The sequence below is a fragment of the Streptosporangium sp. NPDC049376 genome, from assembly GCF_044466505.1.
GTDB lineage: Bacteria > Actinomycetota > Actinomycetes > Streptosporangiales > Streptosporangiaceae > Streptosporangium.
On the sequence record NZ_JBITMT010000003.1, the window covers coordinates 219,386 to 240,361 of the forward strand.

Here is a 20,976-nt window from a genome sequence, read left to right on the forward strand (position 1 = left end):
TCGAGAGGGTCGGTGACCGCGGAGACTGCGGTCGCGCTTCCCGCCCTGGTCATTGTCCTGGCGGTCGCGCTGTGGGCGGTGACGACGGTGGGGGCGCGGCTTGAGTGCGTGGACGCGGCTCGGGCGGGTGCCAGGGCCGCGTCGCGAGGCGAGCCCCTGGAGCGGGTGCGAAGCGTCGTCCTGGCCGCGGCTCCGGCGGGGGCGCGGGTGACGGTGACCCGAGGAGCGGAGACCACCCGGGTGGAGGTGTCCGTGAACGTCGTTCCCGGCTGGGGCGCGTCGCTGCCCGGCGTCACCGTTCACGCGACCGCCGTCTCCATCACCGAGCCGGGTGTGGAACAGCCAGGTGGAACGCCGGAGTGAGGGGGGCCGAGCCCCGCGAGGCGAAGCCGGGGCGGGTCGCACGGATGAGACGGCCACACGGTGAAGAAATCGTGGAAGACGGCGACCAAGCCACGGAGGAAGCACGAAGGAAGGACGGGGGACAGGCATGAGACGACGTGGGCCAGACGGGCGACAGACGAGAAAAGCGACAAGAAACGCTGAAACAGCAGCGGGCCCGACAGGCGGCTCGATAGGCACAACAAGCAGAACAGCAGGAAGACGGCGGGGAGCTGACCGGGGAGGGGCGACGATCTGGATGGCCGGGTTCATGACGTTGGTCCTCATGGCGATGGCCGTGATCATGCTCGCCGGAACGGTCAGGGCCGCCCGGCACCGCGCCATGAGCGCCGCGGATCTGAGCGCCCTCGCCGCCGCACGCCTGGCCTTCGCCGATCCACGACGCGCGTGCGCCCAGGCGGCCTCACTGGCCGAGGGCAACGGGGTGCGGCTCACCCGGTGTTCTGTCAACGGTCACGGGGTCGCCGACGTCCAGGTGACAGTACGGCTCCGCCTGCCCACGGTGGGCTCCCAAACGGTCACAGCCGTCGCCCGTGCCGGACCCGTCCAGCTCACCGTCCCCACAGGAGAGGCCGACGAAGCGGTGAGAGGCCCACCCCCGGAAAGACCCTCCCCTTCGCGAAGATCGGCTGCGCCCGTTCCGGCGGTGGATTCCGGGTCCTGACCGACCAGGTGGCTGCACGCGCCGGCCAGGTGCCGCGGTCGTCGGCTACGTGCCGGTGGCGGAGATCCCAGGGGGTGGTCACCGTCGGTCGGCGACGTGAATTTCCCGGTGACCTGCCAAGACGTGCCCGCTCTTCACGCTAGGGTCTGTTCCTTGGATCTTCGCCGTGGTGAGGACCGGTCGGTCGTTCGTGTCGCGAGGGAAGGAGTCCGTAACGGTGCTGCGGGCGGTAAGGGCCTTCCCGGCGTTCACGGCAGGCGCGGAACCGGCGGAACGTCACCGTGGGTGAACCGGCATGGCGGTCGGCGTCTGGCCGACCACGATGGGCGCGAAGATCCGTGAAGCGAACCTGGGGTGACCCAGGGTGACCGCGCCGAACAGCCGGTCAGTAAGGAGAAGACCCATGTGGTGTCGAATGATTGCGAATGCCATGGCGGTTTGATCCTGATGTGTGACGTCGGATGCCCTGGCCAGACGGGCAGGGCATCGGTTACACCAAAAAACAGCGGAACCTCCCCTCCGGCCCCTCCTCTCCGATTCACCCGGCAGAAGGCGAAACGACTGCGCGGATCGCCTGTCTCCTCTCGGGAGCTGTCGCTGAACACCAACCTCATATCGCGGCCGGAGTGAAGAGCTGCCGACAGGGCGCTCCCCACACCACGGTTCGCCACGACGACTGACCCGAACCGGGGAGAGAACACCATGCATGATCAGCCGTGGACCGCTGTGCCCCGTCTGGTGGCCTTTGATCTGGAGGGGACCGGTGGCCAGGACAGGGAGCGGGAAGCGGTCCTGGAAGTGGCCGTCGTCCCGCTGGACGACGGGTGCCCTGACCTTTCGGGCGCCTACCACTCCGTGGTGAACCCCGGCCGCTACATCCCGCCCCACCGGTGGATCTCGCCCGGACTGACCAACGACCTGCTCGGGCTCGCCCCACCGCTGGAGCACATCCGCCCGGAGCTGGCGACCCGTTTGGGCGGTGCCGTCGTCGTCGGCCACAACGTACGTGTCGACGCGCGGCTGTTGGAGTTGTGCTGCCCCGGTATCCGCCTGGCCGGATTGATCGACACGCTCAAGCTCGCCCGGTTTGTTCACCCCCACAACCGGCGGCTGGGGCTGACGGCGCTGTTGGATCACTATGGGCTCACCGAGGAGGTGAACGGGCTGACCGGCAGTGTGCCGCACCGGGCGCTGTGGGACGCGGTGGGAGCCGCCCTGTTGCTGGGAAGTCTGCTGCGAGACATCCCGGGAGGCGTCGACTACACCTTCGCCCAACTGAACACGGCGGCAGGTTTGCCCGACGCGACCGGTGCCGAGGAGAGCAGGTCGCATGAGGACGACCGGTCACAGTTGTTCTAGGGAGCGTTCTTGTTCCAGGGAGCGTCCCGACACGCTCTGGCGGTGGTCCCATGAGGTATCGACGGGTGACCTGCCTCGGGCGTCGGCCTCCTGGCCGTTCTCGACCCGGCACGCATGGGCCGTCGGCCGTACGGCCCGCGGCGGCCTTCTCCGGCGGGCGGAGAGCCTCACGCGGCGCGGGAACGGGAGAGGCGAAGCTTCCCCGAGAAGTAATTCACATAAAAACGGTTATGTCGGAAATTTGATTTTATGAAGGGGGTTTTGTCGGGAACGCATTGACCTTCTCGCCTCGGCCTTCCCGAACTTCCCCTGCCCTCCACCGGGACTCGTGGGAGGTCTCCATCTCGCGGGGCTTAGCGGGACTTCGTCAGGCTTCGCGGAGCTTCATGAGGTTTTGCGGAGCTTCATGAGGCTTGCGGGGCTCGGGTCTCATCCTCACCTCAGCGGGTGCTCCTCGTCGATCACCATGTACACCCCGGAACCGTCTGCCGGGCCGAAACGAGGGCCAGAACGACGCCCAGAACGACGGACGGAAAGCCCTCGGAGAAGACAGGAGGACACCAGATGACGAGAGCGCCGGTAGTGGAGGTTCGCGAAGCAGTAGGGAAGCGCCGGTTGGATGATCGGCCACCATGGAGATGAAACGTGTTCCCCGGAGTACGCGAAGTCGACTCTCCGCAGTTCCATCGCCCGAAGAAAAATCCCGCACTCCATGAGCCGTTCTCCCACGTGATTGAGCCCTCATGTCGATTCCTGACATCAGGCCCCCGTACCAGACCCCGTTACCGATCTCCATGCCGAGATCTCGTACGGGATTTCATGTGGAGCGACAGTGGAGGGATATACGAAACAGACCTTCCGGCAGGCCCTCGGTCGACGGCAGGGAAACGGAATCAGGAGTCGACCGAGAGCAGAACGGCGAGCATGCGCAGGGCTCCCGCCTTGTCGAGAGGGTCGTTGCCGTTGCCGCACTTGGGAGACTGGATGCACGACGGGCAGCCCCGCTCGCACTCGCACGCCAGGATGGCCTCCCGAGTGGCCGTGAGCCAGTCGACGGCACGGGCGTAGCCACGCTCGGCGAAGCCCGCGCCCCCCTCGTGGCCGTCGTAGACGAAGACGGTGAGCAGGCCGGTGTCGGGGTGCAGTTCGGTCGAGACGCCGCCGATGTCCCAGCGGTCACAGGTCGCGAAGAGCGGCAGCAGGCCGATGGAGGCGTGTTCGGCCGCGTGCGCCGCCCCACCCAGGTCCAGGCCCTCCTGGGCCAGGGAGGCGGTCGCGGAGGCGGGCAGGGTCCACCAGACGGCCCGGGTGCGCAGGGTGCGCGCGGGAAGCTCAAGGGGTTCGTCGCCGAGCAGTTCGCCGCTCTGGGCGCGGCGTTTGACGTAGGAGACGACCTGGCGGGTCACCTCGACCGAGCCGAAGTGGAGTTCCCCCGGGCCGAGCGGGTGGGAGCGGAGCGACTCCAGGACGGAGATGTCGGTGACGTCCCTGGCGAAGGTCGTGTAGTCGGGGCTGCCCTCCTCCACGAGGGCGACCCCGGCGTCGAGGTCCAGCTCCTCCACCAGGAATGTCTCCCCCTGGTGGACGTAGACCGCGCCGGTGTGCACGGAGGTGTGCGCGGAGGCCTCGTCGACGGTGCCGAGCAGCCGCCCCGTCGACGCCTCGACGACCTGTACGGGGGGCCCGCCCGACCCCCTGATGTCGGCGAGGTCGGTCGCCCGTTCCCTTCTGGTCCAGAACCAGCCCGTCGGCCGCTCCCTGAGGAGGCCGTCCGTGACGAGGTCGGCCAGCACCTCCTTCGTGTCCTCCCCGAAGATCTCCAGGTCGTCCTGGGTCAGCGGGATCTCGGCGGCGGCGGCGCACAGGTGGGGCCCGAGCACGTAGGGGTTGCCGGGGTCGAGCACGATCGCCTCGACCGGGCGGCCGAAGAGGGCCTCGGGGTGGTGGACGAGATAGGTGTCCAGCGGGTCGTCCCTGGCGATCAGCACGGCCAGCGCGTCCCGCCCGGCGCGTCCCGCCCGGCCGGCCTGCTGCCACAGAGAGGCCCTCGTCCCGGGCCAGCCCGCGATGAGCACGGCGTCCAGTCCGGACACGTCGACGCCGAGTTCCAGCGCGTTGGTCGTCGCGAGCCCGGCGAGCGTTCCCGAACGGAACGCCTTCTCCAGCGAGCGACGGTCGTCGGCGAGATATCCGGCCCGGTAGGCGGCCACCCTGTCGGGCAGGTCCGCCGGTGCCCCGGTGCCGAACACGAGATCCTGGAGCCTGGCCCTGGCGGTCAGGGCGACCGACTCCGCGGCCCTGCGCGAGCGGACGAAGGCGAGTGTGCGAACCTCGGCGGCGACCAGGTCCGCCAGGAGGTCGGCGCTCTCCAACGTGGCCGGGCGCCGCAGCGGGGCGCCCCTCTCGCCCCGCAGGTCGGTCAGGGGCGGCTCCCAGAGGGCGAAGGTGGTCGCGCCCCGGGGAGAGGCGTCCACGGTCACCTCGGCCGTCTGGAGGCCCGTCAGGCGTTCGGCGAAGGCTCCGGGCTCACTGGCGGTCGCGGAGGAGAGCAGGAACACGGGCCTGGCGCCGTGGCGCGCGCAGACCCGGCGCAGGCGCCGCAGGATCTGCGCGACGTGCGAGCCGAACACACCCCGGTAGCCGTGGCACTCGTCGATCACGACCATCCTCAGCCGCCGCCAGAAGGCCGCCCACTGGGCGTGGCGGGGCAGCAGCGAGCGGTGGAGCATGTCGGGGTTGGTCAGGACGTAGTTGGCGTGCTTGCGGACCCACAGCCGTTCCTCGTAGGGGGTGTCGCCGTCGTAGGTGGCCGCGCGCAGCTCGGGGAGGTCCAGCTCGTTCAACGCGCGAAGCTGGTCGGCGGCCAGTGCCTTCGTCGGCGTCAGATACAGGACCGTGCCCCCGTCCAGTACGGAGGACAGGGCGGGGACGAGATAGGCCAGGGACTTGCCCGACGCGGTGCCGGTGGCGATGATCACGTTTTGGCCGCGACGTACCAGCTCGGCGGCCTCGACCTGATGCGGCCACAGGCCCGGTATCCCACGGTTCGCCCAGCGCGTAACCAGTCGTTCCTCGACCCAGTCCGGCCAGCCGACCTGGCCACTCTGACGTGCGGGAACGTGTTCGACATGGGTCACGCGATCGTGACGTGCGGGAACACGGAGCAGGGCGTCGAGCGCGGAACCCGCTCCGAGGGAGGAGGATGAGGTCGGAGTCACTGGTTTCCAGTCTGGCATCTGTGGGCAGAGTCGCCGGGAATCGTGATTTCGTATAGACACTGAGCGTACGCATGGTTGAATGCCGCGCGTCGGGGCTTGTCGTCTGGGGGCCACCCGGTCCCGGGAGTCACGCCTGAATCGGTACTTTCGCAGGCAAGGCGCTGGAGGATCTGTGGATCTGAAGTTGGACCACCATTCCGAGGACCGTCTCACCATCGTTGAGGTCGAGGGTGAGATCGATGTCTACACCGCGCCCAGATTGCGTGAGCTCCTGATCGACCTGGTCAACAAGGGAAACTTCCACCTTCTCGTGAACATGGAGAAGGTCGACTTCCTCGACTCGACGGGCCTTGGTGTCCTGGTCGGCGGGCTCAAGCGCGTTCGGGCGCACGACGGCTCACTGGAGTTGGTCTGCACCCAGGAGCGCATCCTGAAGATCTTCCGGATCACCGGACTGACCAAGGTCTTCGGGATCTACGCCTCGGTTGAGGAGGCCAAGGAAGCTCACGGCTCAGACAAGTAATCATGGCTACCGTCGAGCTGACGTTCAGCGCCCTTCCGGCCCATGTGCGCACGGCACGCCTGGTCGCCACGGCGATCGCCAGGCGCACCGGGGTGGAGGAGTCGCTGCTGGACGAGGTACGGCTCGCAGTCGGTGAGGCGTGTTCCCGGGCTGTCGAGGCACATCGTCTCCATTGTCCGGGAGAGCCGATCCGCATCGAGCTACGTGATGATCTCGGGCGGTTCGAGGTCACCGTCACGGATGCGGCCCCGAGCGACGAGCTGGAGCAGGAGCAGGTCTCGTTAGGTTTCGAGGACCCGCTCGTGCAACTTCCCGACACCCTGATGTCCGGTTTCGGCATCGCGGTCATCGTGGGGCTGGCCGACGACGTCCAGGTCTATCCGAGCCAGAAGGGCATGTGCATCCGCATGAGCTGGCCCGCCACGGCCAACGGCCTGTCCGCGGTCTGACCGTCCGCACCCCCCACGACCCGCTCCCGGTCCGGACATGATCCGGACACGGGACCGGCGAGCGGCTCCACAGCGTGATCTGACAGCGTGAACACCCCGGCAGCCGGGCGCGTCCTCCAGGGTGCGTCCGGCTGTCTGTTTGGGGGGGTCGAAGCGGGGCAAACATAACTTTGATACGTGCAGACCGAAACAGGCGTGAAGGCTGGCGAAGAACCTCCTGCCCCGATTTGAGTCTCCTGTTAACCATGGGAGTCGGGAAGGATTACTGACCCTGTCATCAAATGGCCACGCGCGGAGGCTTCATATCGGCGTCCTCGCTGCGTAGACTCCCGGCACCGGCCAAGGTTTGTCCTTCGGAAACGGCTCGTAGGAGGGCTGAGTTCCGTGGGAGGTCTGCGGACGCAACCGGAAGCGGCATTGCCAACCACCCCGGATGCGCGCCGCTCCCACTGCCGATCATCTATCGCGGCGCAGTCCGGGCAGGACGTGTTCCCGTCTTGCCAAGGAGAGTCGGATGCCTGTGCTCGATCTCGCCGCTGCTGCAGAGCCAGCGGTTTCCCTGAGCGGTTCTCACTTCAACATCGTGATCGCTGTGGCCGTCGTGGCCCTGATAGCACTCGCCGTGGCGGCCGTGCTGGTCCGGGAGGTGCTCGCTGCCAGCCAAGGCACCGAGCGCATGCGGAACATCGCGCGCGCCGTACAGGAAGGGGCTTCCGCGTATTTGACGCGGCAGTTCAGGACCCTGGCGTTGTTCGTGGTCCTCATTCCCTTCCTGCTCTACCTGCTTCCCGCGGACTCGACCGGAGTGGCCGTCGGCCGTTCCGTTTTCTTCGTGGTCGGCGCGGTCTTCTCCGCGCTGACCGGCTTCGTCGGCATGTGGCTCGCGGTCCGGGGGAACGTCCGGGTCGCCGCGGCCGCCCGTGAGTCCGGCGAGAAGGTCGCCATGCGGATCGCCTTCCGCACCGGCGGCGTGGCCGGCATGATCACCGTCGGCCTCGGCCTGCTCGGCGCCGCCATCGTCGTGATCGTCTACGGCGGCGAGGCCCCGGCGGTCCTTGAGGGCTTCGGCTTCGGCGCCGCGCTGCTGGCCATGTTCATGAGGGTCGGCGGCGGCATCTTCACCAAGGCGGCCGACGTCGGCGCCGACCTGGTCGGCAAGGTCGAGCAGGGCATCCCCGAGGACGACCCGCGCAACGCCGCGACCATCGCCGACAACGTGGGCGACAACGTCGGTGACTGCGCGGGCATGGCGGCCGACCTGTTCGAGTCGTACGCGGTCATGCTGGTGGCCAGTCTCATCCTCGGCAAGGTGGCCTTCGGCACGGAGGGCCTGGTCTTCCCGCTGGTCGTGCCCATGATCGGTGTGCTCACCGCCATCATCGGCATCTTCACCACCGCCCCCCGCAAGGGCGACCGCAACGGGATGGCGGCGATCAACCGGGGCTTCTTCATCTCCGCGGCCATCTCCGCCGTCCTGGTCGCCGTCGCGGCCTACCTGTACCTGCCCAGCAGCTTCTCCGCGCTGAGCGGGGTCGACCCGCAGATCGCCGCGATCACCACCGACCCCCGTCTGATCGCCATCGGCGCGGTGCTCATCGGTCTGGTGCTGGCCAGCGCCATCCAGATCCTCACCGGCTACTTCACCGAGACCAACCGGCGTCCGGTCAAGGACATCGGGGAGAGCGCCCGCACCGGTCCCGCGACCGTCATCCTGTCCGGCATCAGCGTCGGCCTTGAGTCGGCGGTCTACTCGGCGCTGGTCATCGGCGCCGCCGTCTACGGGGCGTTCCTGCTCGGCTTCGGCAACGTCACCGTCGCCCTGTTCGCCGTCGCGCTCGCCGGAACCGGCCTGCTGACCACGGTCGGCGTGATCGTGTCGATGGACACCTTCGGCCCGGTCTCCGACAACGCCCAGGGCATCGCCGAGATGTCCGGCGACGTCGAGGGGGAGGGCGCCAGGGTGCTCACCTCGCTCGACGCGGTCGGCAACACCACCAAGGCCATCACCAAGGGCATCGCGATCGCGACCGCCGTACTCGCCGCGACGGCCCTGTTCGGCGCGTTCAGGACAGCGGTCGAGACCCAGCTCAGCTCGGCGAGTCAGGCGGTGAAGGACGCGCTCGGCTCGTTCAGCGTGTTCAACCTGAGCGTCGACTCGCCGAACGTGCTCGTCGGCCTGGTCGTCGGCGCGGCGGTGGTGTTCATGTTCTCCGGTCTGGCGATCATGGCGGTCGGCAGGGCCGCCGGACGGGTGGTCTTCGAGGTCCGCGAGCAGTTCCGCACCAAGCCGGGCATCATGGCGGGCACCGAGCTGCCCGACTACGGCAGGGTCGTGGACATCTGCACCCGTGACTCGCTGCGGGAGCTGGCCACGCCGGGTCTGCTGGCCGTACTCACCCCGATCGCCGTCGGTTTCGCCCTCGGCTACCCCTCGCTGGGCGCCTTCCTCGCCGGTGCCATCGCCTGTGGCACGCTGATGGCGGTGTTCCTGGCCAACTCGGGCGGCGCCTGGGACAACGCGAAGAAGCTGGTCGAGGACGGTCACCACGGAGGCAAGGGCTCCTCCGCCCACGAGGCGACCGTCATCGGCGACACCGTCGGAGACCCGTTCAAGGACACCGCGGGACCGGCGATCAACCCGCTGCTCAAGGTGATGAACCTGGTGGCGCTGCTGATCGCCCCGGCCGTGGTGATCTACGCCGACAACGTCGCGCTGCGGACCGGGATCGCCCTGGTCGCGGTGGCCATCGTCGTCGGCGCCGTCGTGGTCTCCAAGCGCCGGTCGGCGAGCATCTCCCCGACCGAGGACAACCACGTGGACCGTACGCGGGAGCCGGTCACCAGCTGACGGGCGAACCGGTGTGAAGGGGTGCACGGTCCTCGTGCACCCCTTTTCCCGTACATGAGCCCATCGGTGTGTGCGGGACCCCACGGTGGAAGACTGATCCGTATGGAACAGCAGCCCTCCGGAGGAGGCAGAACGCTCGTGTTCATCCTGTTGGCGATGGTCGTGGTCTTCGCGGCGATCGCGGGCATGGCGATGTGGGCGTCGCGATGAGCACCGGGACGAACGGGGCGAACGGGGCACGGACGCTGGTCGTCCTCAGGCACGCGAAGGCGGCGCACATCCCCGGGCTGGCCGACAGGGAGCGGCCCCTCACCGAGCGCGGACGCCGCGACGCGGACCGGGTGGCGCGGGTGCTCGCCGACCTGGGTGTCCAGCCCGACCTGGTGCTCTGCTCGCCGTCCGTGCGCACCAGGCAGACCGCCGAGCTGGCGCTGCCGGGTACGGACGTCGTCTACGAGTCCGAGATCTACGAGGCCTACGCCGACGAGCTGCTCGCCCTCCTGAGGCGTGGCGACCCCGAGGTCCGCACGCTGGTCCTGGTCGGTCACAACCCCGGTGTCCACGAGCTGGTCCAGCTGCTCACCACAAGAGACGACGAGGGCTTCCCGCCCGGCGCGTTCGCGGTCATCGAGACCGACGACGAGTGGTCCGGCCTCGACGCCGGGCGTGCCGTCGCGCGCTGGAGCCCCAAGGAGCAGTAGGGGAACACGGGGTGGCATGCGCAGGATCGCCGGGGCGCTACGCGGTGACTTCGCGGTCGCCGCGCGTCCCGCGTGGGGGTACGGCCTGCTGTGCGCCGTGGCCATCTGCCTGCCGCTGGTCGCCGGGGTTCTCACCGGCCACGTCCGCGAGGGCGCGACGGCTGCCCTGGGCGGTTATCTCACCGTCTTCGGCGACGCCCCCGGCCTGCCGTACGGGGAGAGGGCGCGCAAGCTGTTGCGGACCGCGTTCATGGCCACGCTCGGGGTGGGACTCGGGCAGCTGATCCAGCCGTGGCCGTGGCTCGCGGCCGTCGTGATCGGCCTGGTCGCCGCGGCGGGGGCGGTCTGGCCGGTGATCAGCGTCCCGGCCGTGCTGGCGGTGGCCCTGACCTACTTCGCGCCCTCCGGGGCCGGTCTGCCTGCCCGTATGGCGATCACCGCGGCGGGCGGTCTGCTGATCACGGCGCTGGTCCTGGTGCTGTGGCCGGTGCGCCGTCTCCAACCGCTCCGCACGGCCTTCGAGGAGGCCGGTACGGCGCTGGCCGACCTTCTGGTCGCGGCGGGACGCGCCCCTCTGTCCGACGAGAGCTGGGAGTCGCTGCGGCGGCGGGCCGTCACGACCCACGACGCCGCGGCCAGGGCCTTCTCCCTCTACCGGGTGTCGCAGGAGGACGACCGGGCCCTCGAACGGCTGCTGACGACCCTGGACCGGATCTTCCACGAGACCATCGCGCTGCGGGTGCTGCGGGCGGCCGCCGTACAGGAGGATCCGGACGGCCGGTGGGTCGAGGAGCTGGACGAGACGACCGAGGCGCTGGCCCACGCGCTGCGGGAGGCGGTCACCCTCGGTGGCCAGGCCGCGGCCCCGGAGGCCATGGACGCGGTCGGGCGCTTCGCCGACCTGAACGAGGAGGTCCGCAGGGCCGCCCACGCCAGGAGGACACCGCTGCCCGCGGCCGTGCTGCTCGGGCAGATCCGCCGCTGCCTTGACCGCGTCGGTACGGCGGTGCGGTCGATCTCCCAGCAGGCGGAGGAGGCGGTCGAGGTCGGGCCACGCCTGCCCAGGTTCACCCGGCCCCGCCTGCCCGTCCTGTCGACCGGCCACCACCCCGTACGGCTCGGCCTGGCGGTGACCCTGGCGATGGCGTTGATGCTGCTGGCCCACGAGCACTACGCCAAGTGGTTCGTGGTGACCGTGCTGGTCAGCCTCCGTCCCGCCTACCGGGACACGGTCGACCGGGTGACGCTGCGGGTGGTCGGCACCGCGGTCGGGGCGGCCGGGGCGGCCGTCGTGCTCGCGGTCGCGCCGGGCCACACGTACCTGATCGTGTTCATCGGGGTGTGCGCCCTGCTGGGGTTCGCGTTCAGGGGGGTCAGCTACGGCTACTGGACGATGTTCGCCACACCCCTGTCGCTGATGCTGTCGGACTTCACGCTGCCGCTGGCCTGGGGCGCGGCGGCGGCCAGGGTGACGCTCACGGTCGCGGGCGGGGCGCTGGCGCTGGTCGTCGCGCGGCTGCTGTGGCCGAGGGGGCACCGGGCCAGCCTGACCGGCAGGATCGTGGACACCCTCGAACGGCACGCGGCGCTGGTGCGCTCGCTGGTCGACCGGGACCCGAAGGTGGTTCTGGAGCGGATCTCCGACGCCTCGGAGGCTGCCCGGCTGCTCGGCGACTCCCTCGACCGGCTGGACAAGGAGCCGGGCGGAAGCGCCCCGCAACGGCTCAGGGACGCCGTGACGGCCGCCAGACGGCTGCGGGACAACGCGCTGGCACTGCTGGCCGTACCGGCGCCGGTCGAGGAGTCGGGGCCGACGGTCACCCTCCTGGACATGGTCGCCGACCGGCTTGAGGACGTCGCGGAGGCGGTCAGGACGGGTCGGCCGCTGACCAGGGCGGACGATCTCGACCGGGTGCTCGACGAGCTGGGCGCCCAGGTCGACCGGCTGACCGAGCGCCGTCTCGGCGAGGTGGACGAGGGGGCGGCGGACCGGATGACCGGTGTGCGGCGAGGCGTCATGCACGCCGTCGCCGCGCGGCCCGCCCTGAGGGGGCTCGGCGCCGAGGCGCTCGGACTGGCCTCGCTCACCGCCCCGCGCGCCTGAACGGCCGGCTCAGGCGGTCACGACGCCGTCCTCGGCGTCGGCGGCCTCGACCTCGGCGCGGGGGATGCCCAGCAGGTAGAGGATCGCGTCGAGGTAGGGCACGTTGACCGCGGTGTCGGCGGCCTGGCGGACCACCGGCTTGGCGTTGAACGCGATGCCGAGTCCGGCGGCCGCGATCATGTCCAGGTCGTTGGCGCCGTCGCCGATGGCCACGGTCTGACTGATCGGGATGCCCGCCTCACGCGCGAAGCGTTCGAGCGCCCGCGCCTTGCCGGGACGGTCGACGATCTCGCCGACGACCCGGCCGGTCAGCACGCCGTCCACGACCTCAAGGGTGTTGGCCGCCGAGTAGTCGATGCCGAGGTCCTCGACGAGGGCGTCGGTGAGCTGGGTGAAGCCGCCGCTGACGATCGCGAAGCGGTAGTCGAGCCGCTTGAGCGTACGCACCAGCGTGCGGGCGCCGGGGGTCAGCACGAGCTCCTTGCGGACCTTCTCGAAGGTCTCCTCGCGCAGACCGGCCAGCAGGGCGACCCGGCGGCGCAGCGACTCGGCGAAGTCGAGCTCCCCGCGCATCGCCTCCTCGGTGACCCTGGCGACCTCCTCAAGGCAGCCCGCGTGCGCGGCCAGCAGCTCGATCACCTCGGCCTGGATGAGCGTGGAGTCGACGTCCATCACGATCAGCCGCTTGGCCCTGCGGTGCAGGCCGCTGCGCTGTACGGCCACGTCGACCTGCTGGGCGGCGGCCTCGACGGCCAGTTCGGCGCGGAGGGTGTCGGGGTCGGCCCCGGAGACGGCCAGCTCGAAGCAGGTCACCGGGTAGTTCGACAGCCGCTCGATCCGGTCGATGTTGGCGCCCGCGGCCGCGATCCGGCCTGAGATGCCCGCCATCGCGGCCGGCTGCAGGGGTGAGCCGAGAACGGTCACGTGCAACCGTCCGCGCCTGCGCTTCTCCTGCAGGTCCGAGCCGGTGGACAGCTCGACCTCAAGGCCCAGGTCCCCGGCGGTCCGCTCGACGGCGGTCCACAGGGCACCGAGCGTTCCGCCGGTCCCGGTGGGGGTGTCGCCCGAGTAGGCGACGAGGACGCCGAGGGTGAGCCTGCCGCGGATGACGACCTGTTCGACGTCGGCGACGACTATGGGAAAGCCGGACAGGACGGAGAAGAGCCGCGAGGTTACCCCTGGGCGGTCCGGTCCGGACAACGTGATCAGAAGCGTGCGCTGGTTCATCGGTATCTACGCTACTTGGCCCCCAAAACGATCGTGAATGCGGTTCATCATCCGGACGCCTGACGTTCTCGGCGACCTCCCGTCACACGTCATCTGGCCCTGCCTTCATATGGTCATGACGACCACCCCCGCCCGGCAGCGGGCCACCCGTTACGCCGTCGGATACACCGTCGGACTGGCCGAGACCGCCGCCGACATGCGGGAGGCGCAACGCCTGCGTCACCAGGTGTTCGCCGAGGAGATGGGCGCTCGGCTGGACACCCCCATAACCGGTCTCGACGTCGACCCCCTCGACGCCTACGGCGACCACCTCCTCGTACGGCACGGCGAGGGCGGCGAGGTCGTGGGGACCCACCGGCTGCTGTCCCCGCGCAGGGCCGACCGGCTGTACGCGGACTCGACCTTCGACCTGCGCCCGCTGGCCGGGGTCAGGCCGGACATGGTCGAGGCCGCCAGGGCCTGCGTGCGGCCCGACCACCGCTGCGGCGCCGTGATCGGGCTGATGTGGGCGGCCATCGCGCGTTACGTGGTCGCCGGGGGCCACCGGTGGGTCGCGGGGTGCTGCTCGGTCCCGGTCTCCGGGGTCACCGGGGTCGCCGAGGTCATGCGGCGGCTCCCGCTGTGCCCTCCCGAGTACCGCGTCACCCCGCGCCTGCCCTGGCGCGGCACCAGGAGGCGGGGCACGGGGACGGCGACGGTCCCCGCCCCGCTGAGGGGCTACGCGAGGCTGGGTGCCTGGGTCTGCGGGCCGCCCGCACACAACCCCGACCTCGGCACCGCGGACTTCTTCGTGCTGCTGTCGATGGCGAACCTGAACCCGCGTTACCGGCGGCACTTCCTGGGAGCCCCGGCATGATCGTGTGGTCCCCCGAGGCGCCGTGCCGGTCGGGCACCTGCCTGACCCCCCAGGGCCCGAAGGTCGGCCCGCCGCTGCGGGCGCTGCGCCTGGTCGCGGTCTCGCTGGTCGTCCTCACGGGCGCGCTGCTCGCCCTGCCGGTCAGGCTCCTCGGTACGGCGGGCCGCGCCCGGCTGGCGAGCGTGTGGTCCAGGCTCGCGCTGTGGGCCCTCGGTGTCCGGGTCGCGGCCAGGCCGGGCTTCGCCTTCCTCGCGGGTTCCGCGGCAGGGCCGCGCGCCCTGCCCGTCTCCGGGGTCGCGCCGCTGATCGTGTCCAACCACGTGTCGTGGCTCGACCCGCTCGTCATGATGGCCGTCGTGCCGTGCCGTGTGCTCGCCAGACGGGAGGTCCGTGGCTGGCCGTTGGTCGGGGAGATGGCCGTCGGCGCGGGGGCGGTGCTCATGGACGGGGAGAGGCCGTCCAGGCTGCCCGAGGCGGTCGCCGGGGTGGCCAGGGCACTGGGGGAGGGGGACCCGGTCGCGGCCTTCCCCGAGGGGACCAGGTGGTGCGGCAGGGAGATGGGGGTGTTCAGGCGCGCGGTGTTCCAGGCGGCACTGGACGCGGGGGCGCCGGTCAGGCCGGTCGCGATGAGGTATCTGGGACCCGGCGGGACCCCGGCCGTGGAGGCCGCCTACCTGGGCGACGACTCGCTCACCGCCTCGGTCCTGCGGGTCGCCGGGCTGCGCGGGCTGACCGTCGAGGTGACGTTGCTGCCGCCGGTCCAGGCCCGCGACCGCAGGTCGCTGGCGTGGGCCGCGGAGTCGTCGATCGCCTCGGTGGTGATCGCGCCGACCGTTCACGGAGCCCGGGTGGCCGCCTGATCCTCCCCGGGAGGTTCGGCCGCCGACGTGCCCAGGGGAGCGGACGGGCGCCGCGGTTCACGGACCCCGCCCTCACCGGGATCGTGGCGCGTCCACACGGTCACCGCGCCCCAGCGCTCGATCCGGCTGCCCGGTGGGGGCTTCTGGGCCACCACGACGCCGTCCATGACCGGTTGAGGGCTGTCGGGGTCCGGCCCCTGCAGAAGCACCCCGGCGTCGTGCCCGGCCAGCCAGGCGTTCAACGCCTGACTTCCGCAGAAGTCAGGAACCACCACGAAGTCAGCCAAGTCTCCTCACCCGTGCCGAGAGTACGCCGAGGCAATCGGATGCGCAGCCCCCACAGGGTTTCGGCCGGCCGGCCTACGGCCGTAACCCGGGGTTTTCGCGGTGGCGAAGGGCGGGCATGCCCGGCGGACTTCCGGAGATTCACGACTTCGAGGTTTTCCGGGGCCGGTGTCCATGCGGAGGCGGCGAGCGTGGGGTATCCGAAAGGTAAGAGCACCCTGGCTGATTGGGAGGTGTGGGGCTGCGGTGGCTCAGGGGACACTCGTTCCGTCACGCAGAGGAAGTGACTCGTTACACTCCGTTAATGTTCGGCCGGTGTGACCGGTGCCGTTTCCGGCGGCTGGGAGGCGGTCCGATCGGTCGCCGGCCGGGAAAGGTGATGCATCCGTGCGATCCATACGCCGGATCGGCGCCCTGGCCGCCGCGCTGCCCATCGCGCTGCCCGCCGTGGCCGCGCTGGCTCCCGCCGCCTGCGCCGACCCTCCGGTCTCCTACGTCGGTTCCCGGACCAGTTCGCAGTTCTCCTCCTCGCCCTGGGCGACCGACTCGACCGAGTGGGCCGTTCCGCCGAGTGGGGTCGTCCCCGACCTCGTCTCGGGCGGCCCCTCGGTGGTCCTGGTCACCTTCGCGGCGGAGGGCCGTTGTGTCGCGTCCTCCGGTGCGGGGGCCTGTGAGGTCGCGATCGAGGTCGGTGGGCAGCGAACCCGTCCGCGCACCGTGAAGGGCGCGCCCGACACCGTCTGGCGGAAGAGCGGGTGGGGGAAGCGTGTGCTCAGCCGTACCGTCTGTGTCCCCTACCAGGAGTCTCTCCGTGACCTCGGAGTAAGGGTCCTGGCCAGGAGTTCGGCGGAGGCCAGGTTCGAGCTGCGCAACCGGCAGCTGAAGGTCGAGCGCCGGGCTCCGGTGCGGGAGGACGGCTGTTCCTGAGGTTCCCGCGTTGCGCACAGGTTTGCGTACATCGTAAGCTTACGACGTACGCAAACCTGTGCGTGTGAACCGAGGAGTGCCGCACCATGACCGCCGCCGCGATCGTCGTTCCGTTCGTCTGGCTCGCCTGGCTGATCCTGACCGAGTGGGTGCCGATGTTCCCGCTCAACGACCTGGCCCCGGGCAATCTCAGGAACCGGCTGATCGCGGCGTCGGTGAACTACCCGATTCCCCTGCTGATCGCCGGGGGAGTCGCCCTGCACCGGACCTGGTCACTGGTCGCGGCCACCGTCCTGTGCTGCCTGATCATCGTCGGTCACGTCCAGAGCTGGTGGCTGCCCTACTTCGGCGTCAGCTCCGCCGCCCAGCGAGAGCTCTACCGGACCGACTACGCCCGCACCCTGAAGGTCCTGCCGACCGAGGGACGTGACGTCGTCATCGACGTCCAGCACATGGTGGTCGGCGCGCTCTCCGTGGTGATGCTGGCCACCACGCTCACCGCTACCCTGACCGGGTGACCCAGACAGCCCGTCGCCGAAGCCAGGGAGGCGGCCGTGGAGGCAGGCCCGCCACGCTCACTCCCGAGCGCGTCGTCGCCGCGGCGGTCGAGATCCTGGACGCCGAGGGTCTTGAGGCCCTGACCATGCGCCGTCTCGGCGCGCACCTGGGCGTGGCCGCGATGTCCCTGTACCGCCACGTCCCCAACCGCGACGCCCTGCTCGCCGAGGTCGTCACCCACCTGTTCTCCGAGGCCGTGATCGAACTCGGCCCCGAGGAGCCCTGGCACGAGGCGCTGACCCGTTTGGCCGTGGCCTATCGCGGGACGCTGCTGGCCCACCCGCACGCCGTACCCCTGCTGGCCACCCACCCCGTCGACACCGACAGGGGGCTGGCACTGCTGGCCGGGCTGCTGGGGCGCTTCGAGGACTCGGGGGTCGGCGAGCAGGACGCCCTGACCGCCGTGCAGTCCGTCGCGGTCTACGTCCTGGGTCACGCCCTGGCCCAGGTCGGCACCCCGTCCGGCACGGCCCCGACCACAGCCACCGACCCCGCCGCGGCCGCGTTCTACGACCGGTGGTTCGAGGCGGGGCTGGCGGCCATGGTCTCCGGGTTCGAGAGGCGGTTCGCCGGAGACCGGTGAGACGACCGGCGGCCCGGTGGCTTCCCGGCCCTGGGGGCGCGGACGGCGCAGGCGGCAGGAGAACGGTCCGCGCAGACCCGTGTGGACGTGTTCCGGCTACCGGGGTCCGAGATAGGCGATGACGGCCGCGACCCTGCGGTGGGTGTCGGGGCTGTTCTCCAGGGCCAGCTTCATGAAGATCGAGTTCACGTGCTTCTCGATGGCGGAGACCGACAGGTGCAGGGCGCGGGCGATGCCGCCGTTCGACAGGCCGTGCGCCATCTCCCTGAGCACGTCCAGCTCGCGGGGGGTCAGCTCGGCGGGTGGCGGGCTGTCCCTGACGCCGCGTTTGGCCAGCAGGCCCTCGACCACCTTGGGGTCGATCACCGATCCGCCCGCGGCCACCGAGCGGATCGCGCCGAGCAGCTCGTCGATGTCGCCGACCCGGTCCTTGAGCAGGTAGGCGCGGCCCTCGGTGCCGTCCCTGAACAGGTCGAGCGCGAACAGCGCGTCGGAGAACTGGGAGAGCACCACGACCCCGATGTCCCGCGAGGCCGCCCTGATCCGGTGGGCGGCGTCGATGCCCTCCATGCCGGGCCGTACGAGGTCGGGGGAGCCGGGCATCCGGATGTCGGTCACCACCACGTCGGGGCGCAGCCGCCTGGCGGCGTCCAGCAGGTCGTCGGCGGTGCCCACGGCCGCGACCACGCCGATCTCACCCGAGGCCTCAAGCAGTCTGCGGGTGCCCTCGCGCACCAGGTAGTGGTCCTCGGCCAGGACGACCCTCAGCTCAGTCATAAGGAGATCCTGCCTGGTGAGGGGACATGCCGTACATGGGGCTGTCCGCACAACCGCCGGGAACGCGACGGACCCCCGTCCGGCGGGACGGGGGTCCGTGGGCGGGACGATCAGGCAGGGGGTCCTCGTTGATCCCCGTGACGGTCCCGGTGCTCGTCGTAGGGAGGTGCCGGGTACGGCTAGCGCAGGATGCGGGTCCTGACCTTGACGTACTTCAGGTCGACACCGGCGTCGATGCCGTGGATGTTCAGGGTGTCGATGCCGCCCGCGGGGACGTCGATGGAGGCCGTGGCGAACTCGGCCGTCGCGGTGCCCCGGGCGCTTCCCCTGAGCCACACCTTCACCTTGATGGTCGCGGTCCTGCCGGGCCGCAGTCTGTCGAGCAGGCAGCCGACCTCGCGCCCGTCGGCCTCGCAGTAGGAACCGGAGGGGCCGGTGATCTGGACGCGACGCGCCTGCTTGGGGACGTAGCCCCCGACGTAGGCGATGTCGGTCGGCCAGCTGCCCACGTTCCTGGTCTTGAGCGTGTAGACGATCGTGTCACCCGCCCACGCCCTGCGCGGGTAGTAGGCGGTCAGCTTCAGCGGGGAGAGCGGGGGAGAGGCGAGGGCTCCCGCGGAGGCTCCCACGGAGGCCACGGTGGGTGGCGTCACGGCGGCGTTCGCGCTCTGCGGGACGAACAGCAGGCCCCCGGCCATGGCTGTGGCGGCGAAGGCGATAAGGTGCCGGCGCATTTCATACTCCAGTCGGAAATTTGGTTTCCCGTTTTGTTCGCTGGAGCAAGCATGCGGTGTCCCACTTGAGAACCTCTTGCGGATGACTGACTCACCCGAGAATGAGGTGAATGTCGCCGAACTCGTGCCAGAGATAACCCTCTTTGAGTGCCTCGGCGTACGACCGTACGAGCAAATCCTCCCCGGCGATCGCCGACAGCATCAGCAGATGGCTGGAGCGTGGTTCGTGCAGGCCGGTGATCAGCCCGTTCACCACCCGCGTCCCCGAGGAGGGGGTGACCAGGTGCGAGGTCCAGCCGCGTGCCGCCCGCACCCTGCCTTTTACAGGGCCCTCCCCGGCGCCTTCCATGGGGCCGTCCGCCAGGCCCGCCGTCTCCAGCGCCCTGACCACGGTGGTGCCGACCGCGATCACCCGTCTGCCCGAGGCCCTGGTGAACTCCACCTGGCGTGCCGTGGCCTCCGGCACCTCGAAGCGCTCGGGATAGGGCGGTTCGTCCCGTTCCGGGGAGGCCACACCGGTGTGCAGGGTGATCGGCGCCACCCCGATCCCGTGCGTCACCAGGCGGGTCACCAGTTCGGTGGTGAACGGCCGTCCCGCACTGGGCATCTCCGCGCTGCCTGGCCGTACCCCGAAGACGGTCTGGTAGTGCGACAGCGGCCAGTCCCTGCCCACGTAGGAGTAGCGGATCGGCACGCCGTACCGGTGCAGGTAGGCGGGGACGTCACGGTCCAGCACGGCGCGCCACAGCCGGGGCGTGTGCCGTTCCAGCAGCCGCAGCGTCGCGCCCCCCGGCAGCGGCAGCCACTCCCCGGCGGCCCCGCCCCGGTACGGCTCGCCCGCGGGCTCGTCCCCCGAAGCCCCCGAGCCCGCCGGAGCCCCCGAGCCCGCCGAAGTCCCCAGGACCCCTGGGATCTTCGGGTCGCGGGGCACGCCACGGCGGCGTAGCTCGACCAGCCACGTCCCGTCCTCGTGCTCCGTTGAGAAGTGCACCGCGAGCCGGTCGAGCCGTACCGCGGCGGGCAGCGTGGCCGAGTCGTTGACCACCAGCAGGTCCCCGGGGCGCAGCAGACCGGGCAGGTCGGTGAACCTGTGGTGGCCGATCTCCCCCGTACGGCCCCGCGAGACCAGCAGCCGCACCTCGTCACGAGCCAGCCCCCGTGCCTCCGGTGGCTCGTGCGCCTCAAGTTCGGGAGGAAGCGTGAAGTCCGCGGCCAGGGCGTTCACCGGACCCCGATCCGTCCGCTCGCCGGGCGCTCCTCGATCAGCCGCCGCAGGGCCGCCGCGCTCCTGTCCGGCCCGGGGGCCGTCCCCGCCTCCTCGGCGCCGACCGCCGCCGCGAGCATGGCCGTGTTCATCTCCCCCGGATCGACCCACCAGACCGTGACGTCCGGCTCCTCCACGGCCAGCACGTTGGACAGCTGTTCGAGCGCGGCCTTCGTCGCCCCGTAACCGCCCCAGCCCGCGTACGCCTCGACCGCGGCGTCGGAGGAGATGTTGACGACCGCGCCGCCGCTGCGCCTCAACGAGGGCAGCGTCGCCTGGATCAGCGCGAGCGGCGCCAGCGTGTTGACCAGGAACAGCTCCCTGAGCTCGTCGAGGGGGTAGTCGGCCAGCGAGGGCAGCGGGAGCGCCCCGAGCCCCGAGGCGTTGTTGACCAACAGGTCGAGTCCGTCCCGTACGGCCAGCGCCAGCCGTTCCCGGTGGGCCGGGTCGGCGACGTCCCCGGCGACGGCGAGGGTGCCCTCGCCGAGTTCGGCGGCGGCGGATTCGAGCGCGTCCGCGCCCCGCGCGGTGAGGACGAGCCGCCAGCCGTCGGCGGCCAGCGAACGGGCCAGCTCCAGGCCGAGACCACGGGAGGCGCCGGTGATGAGTGCCGTCTTCGTCATGCCTCGACGGTAGG

The 20,976-nt window shown here is 70.6% G+C and carries 20 protein-coding genes; 13 read left to right on the forward strand and 7 right to left on the reverse strand.

Annotation, left to right across the window (positions count from 1 at the left end):
• The first annotated feature begins 12 nt into the window (after positions 1–12).
• The 3 genes from ACIBVQ_RS10730 (at position 13) to ACIBVQ_RS10740 (ending at position 2,425) form a co-directional block, all read left to right on the forward strand.
• Positions 13–363: a TadE family type IV pilus minor pilin gene (locus tag ACIBVQ_RS10730; protein ID WP_352010996.1), complete on the forward strand. Its 351-nt coding sequence runs from the start codon at positions 13–15 to the stop codon at positions 361–363.
• Positions 364–490: 127 nt separating this feature from the next.
• Positions 491–1,066, forward strand: a complete 576-nt coding sequence (locus ACIBVQ_RS10735) for an Rv3654c family TadE-like protein (protein WP_399176928.1) — start codon at positions 491–493, stop codon at positions 1,064–1,066.
• Between the two features lie 702 nt (positions 1,067–1,768).
• Positions 1,769–2,425, forward strand: a complete 657-nt coding sequence (locus ACIBVQ_RS10740; RefSeq protein WP_352010994.1) for a 3'-5' exonuclease — start codon at positions 1,769–1,771, stop codon at positions 2,423–2,425.
• An 893-nt stretch (positions 2,426–3,318) separates the two neighbouring features.
• Here ACIBVQ_RS10740 and ACIBVQ_RS10745 read toward each other — a convergent pair.
• Positions 3,319–5,661 carry a DEAD/DEAH box helicase gene (locus ACIBVQ_RS10745; protein ID WP_399176931.1) on the reverse strand — a complete coding sequence of 781 codons (2,343 nt, stop codon included), beginning with the start codon at positions 5,659–5,661 and terminating at the stop codon, positions 3,319–3,321.
• Positions 5,662–5,815: 154 nt separating this feature from the next.
• Here ACIBVQ_RS10745 and ACIBVQ_RS10750 point away from each other — a divergent pair, with 154 nt between their 5' ends.
• From ACIBVQ_RS10750 to ACIBVQ_RS10770, 5 genes are all read left to right on the forward strand, one after another.
• Positions 5,816–6,166 (forward strand): STAS domain-containing protein, encoded by a 351-nt coding sequence (locus tag ACIBVQ_RS10750; protein ID WP_184711921.1) that lies wholly within the window; start codon positions 5,816–5,818, stop codon positions 6,164–6,166.
• 2 nt (positions 6,167–6,168) lie between these two features.
• Entirely contained in the window at positions 6,169–6,615 is a 447-nt protein-coding gene (locus ACIBVQ_RS10755; protein WP_352010992.1) for an ATP-binding protein, read from the forward strand.
• 514 nt (positions 6,616–7,129) lie between these two features.
• On the forward strand, positions 7,130–9,463 hold the full coding sequence (locus ACIBVQ_RS10760) for a sodium-translocating pyrophosphatase (RefSeq protein WP_352010991.1): 2,334 nt from the start codon (positions 7,130–7,132) through the stop codon (positions 9,461–9,463).
• Between the two features lie 206 nt (positions 9,464–9,669).
• A complete protein-coding gene (locus ACIBVQ_RS10765) occupies positions 9,670–10,164 on the forward strand; it encodes a histidine phosphatase family protein (RefSeq protein ID WP_352010990.1) in 495 nt (164 codons plus the stop codon).
• A gap of 16 nt (positions 10,165–10,180) precedes the next feature.
• Positions 10,181–12,268 (forward strand): FUSC family protein, encoded by a 2,088-nt coding sequence (locus ACIBVQ_RS10770; protein ID WP_399176934.1) that lies wholly within the window; start codon positions 10,181–10,183, stop codon positions 12,266–12,268.
• A gap of 9 nt (positions 12,269–12,277) precedes the next feature.
• Here the strand turns inward: ACIBVQ_RS10770 and serB are convergent, their stop codons facing one another.
• Positions 12,278–13,495, reverse strand: coding sequence for a phosphoserine phosphatase SerB (gene serB / locus ACIBVQ_RS10775; protein WP_352010988.1), 1,218 nt, complete (start codon positions 13,493–13,495; stop codon positions 12,278–12,280).
• A gap of 115 nt (positions 13,496–13,610) precedes the next feature.
• Here serB and ACIBVQ_RS10780 point away from each other — a divergent pair, with 115 nt between their 5' ends.
• Both ACIBVQ_RS10780 and ACIBVQ_RS10785 read left to right on the forward strand, forming a co-directional pair.
• Positions 13,611–14,351, forward strand: a complete 741-nt coding sequence (locus tag ACIBVQ_RS10780; protein ID WP_399176937.1) for a GNAT family N-acetyltransferase — start codon at positions 13,611–13,613, stop codon at positions 14,349–14,351.
• Entirely contained in the window at positions 14,348–15,211 is an 864-nt protein-coding gene (locus ACIBVQ_RS10785; protein WP_399176939.1) for a lysophospholipid acyltransferase family protein, read from the forward strand. Before ACIBVQ_RS10780 ends, ACIBVQ_RS10785 begins: the two co-directional genes overlap by 4 nt.
• On the opposite strand, the gene ACIBVQ_RS10790 is transcribed toward ACIBVQ_RS10785, so the two are convergent.
• The gene (locus ACIBVQ_RS10790; RefSeq protein ID WP_362912455.1) at positions 15,187–15,498 is read right to left on the reverse strand and encodes a PASTA domain-containing protein; all 312 of its coding nucleotides are present in this window, start codon (positions 15,496–15,498) and stop codon (positions 15,187–15,189) included. The two genes, ACIBVQ_RS10785 and ACIBVQ_RS10790, sit on opposite strands and share 25 nt — an antisense overlap.
• A 385-nt stretch (positions 15,499–15,883) precedes the next feature.
• Between ACIBVQ_RS10790 and ACIBVQ_RS10795 the strand changes: the two genes are divergently transcribed.
• From ACIBVQ_RS10795 to ACIBVQ_RS10805, 3 genes are all read left to right on the forward strand, one after another.
• Positions 15,884–16,423 carry a hypothetical protein gene (locus tag ACIBVQ_RS10795; protein ID WP_362777970.1) on the forward strand — a complete coding sequence of 180 codons (540 nt, stop codon included), beginning with the start codon at positions 15,884–15,886 and terminating at the stop codon, positions 16,421–16,423.
• An 86-nt stretch (positions 16,424–16,509) separates the two neighbouring features.
• Positions 16,510–16,941 carry a hypothetical protein gene (locus ACIBVQ_RS10800; protein WP_352010983.1) on the forward strand — a complete coding sequence of 144 codons (432 nt, stop codon included), beginning with the start codon at positions 16,510–16,512 and terminating at the stop codon, positions 16,939–16,941.
• A complete protein-coding gene (locus tag ACIBVQ_RS10805) occupies positions 16,938–17,564 on the forward strand; it encodes a TetR/AcrR family transcriptional regulator (RefSeq protein ID WP_399176941.1) in 627 nt (208 codons plus the stop codon). The genes ACIBVQ_RS10800 and ACIBVQ_RS10805 overlap by 4 nt, the downstream gene beginning before the upstream one ends.
• Positions 17,565–17,660: 96 nt before the next feature.
• Here the strand turns inward: ACIBVQ_RS10805 and ACIBVQ_RS10810 are convergent, their stop codons facing one another.
• From ACIBVQ_RS10810 to ACIBVQ_RS10825, 4 genes are all read right to left on the reverse strand, one after another.
• Positions 17,661–18,341, reverse strand: a complete 681-nt coding sequence (locus ACIBVQ_RS10810) for a response regulator transcription factor (RefSeq protein WP_352010981.1) — start codon at positions 18,339–18,341, stop codon at positions 17,661–17,663.
• Between the two features lie 179 nt (positions 18,342–18,520).
• The gene (locus tag ACIBVQ_RS10815) at positions 18,521–19,075 is read right to left on the reverse strand and encodes a hypothetical protein (RefSeq protein ID WP_352010980.1); all 555 of its coding nucleotides are present in this window, start codon (positions 19,073–19,075) and stop codon (positions 18,521–18,523) included.
• A 91-nt stretch (positions 19,076–19,166) separates the two neighbouring features.
• Positions 19,167–20,300, reverse strand: coding sequence for an S-adenosylmethionine:tRNA ribosyltransferase-isomerase (locus ACIBVQ_RS10820; protein ID WP_399176945.1), 1,134 nt, complete (start codon positions 20,298–20,300; stop codon positions 19,167–19,169).
• Positions 20,297–20,962, reverse strand: a complete 666-nt coding sequence (locus ACIBVQ_RS10825; RefSeq protein ID WP_399176947.1) for an SDR family NAD(P)-dependent oxidoreductase — start codon at positions 20,960–20,962, stop codon at positions 20,297–20,299. Before ACIBVQ_RS10825 ends, ACIBVQ_RS10820 begins: the two co-directional genes overlap by 4 nt.
• Positions 20,963–20,976 lie beyond the last annotated feature (14 nt).

What these genes read in the sequence shown, in the direction of transcription:
- ACIBVQ_RS10770 (WP_399176934.1), top strand. Translation starts at nt 10,181, where the DNA reads ATGCGCAGGATCGCCGGGGCGCTACGCGGTGACTTCGCGGTCGCCGCG.
- ACIBVQ_RS10735 (WP_399176928.1), top strand. Translation starts at nt 491, where the DNA reads ATGAGACGACGTGGGCCAGACGGGCGACAGACGAGAAAAGCGACAAGA.
- ACIBVQ_RS10745 (WP_399176931.1), bottom strand. Translation starts at nt 5,661, where the DNA reads ATGCCAGACTGGAAACCAGTGACTCCGACCTCATCCTCCTCCCTCGGA.
- ACIBVQ_RS10765 (WP_352010990.1), top strand. Translation starts at nt 9,670, where the DNA reads ATGAGCACCGGGACGAACGGGGCGAACGGGGCACGGACGCTGGTCGTC.
- ACIBVQ_RS10740 (WP_352010994.1), top strand. Translation starts at nt 1,769, where the DNA reads ATGCATGATCAGCCGTGGACCGCTGTGCCCCGTCTGGTGGCCTTTGAT.
- ACIBVQ_RS10755 (WP_352010992.1), top strand. Translation starts at nt 6,169, where the DNA reads ATGGCTACCGTCGAGCTGACGTTCAGCGCCCTTCCGGCCCATGTGCGC.
- ACIBVQ_RS10815 (WP_352010980.1), bottom strand. Translation starts at nt 19,075, where the DNA reads ATGCGCCGGCACCTTATCGCCTTCGCCGCCACAGCCATGGCCGGGGGC.
- ACIBVQ_RS10780 (WP_399176937.1), top strand. Translation starts at nt 13,611, where the DNA reads ATGACGACCACCCCCGCCCGGCAGCGGGCCACCCGTTACGCCGTCGGA.
- ACIBVQ_RS10800 (WP_352010983.1), top strand. Translation starts at nt 16,510, where the DNA reads ATGACCGCCGCCGCGATCGTCGTTCCGTTCGTCTGGCTCGCCTGGCTG.
- ACIBVQ_RS10810 (WP_352010981.1), bottom strand. Translation starts at nt 18,341, where the DNA reads ATGACTGAGCTGAGGGTCGTCCTGGCCGAGGACCACTACCTGGTGCGC.
- ACIBVQ_RS10785 (WP_399176939.1), top strand. Translation starts at nt 14,348, where the DNA reads ATGATCGTGTGGTCCCCCGAGGCGCCGTGCCGGTCGGGCACCTGCCTG.
- ACIBVQ_RS10825 (WP_399176947.1), bottom strand. Translation starts at nt 20,962, where the DNA reads ATGACGAAGACGGCACTCATCACCGGCGCCTCCCGTGGTCTCGGCCTG.
- serB (WP_352010988.1), bottom strand. Translation starts at nt 13,495, where the DNA reads ATGAACCAGCGCACGCTTCTGATCACGTTGTCCGGACCGGACCGCCCA.
- ACIBVQ_RS10760 (WP_352010991.1), top strand. Translation starts at nt 7,130, where the DNA reads ATGCCTGTGCTCGATCTCGCCGCTGCTGCAGAGCCAGCGGTTTCCCTG.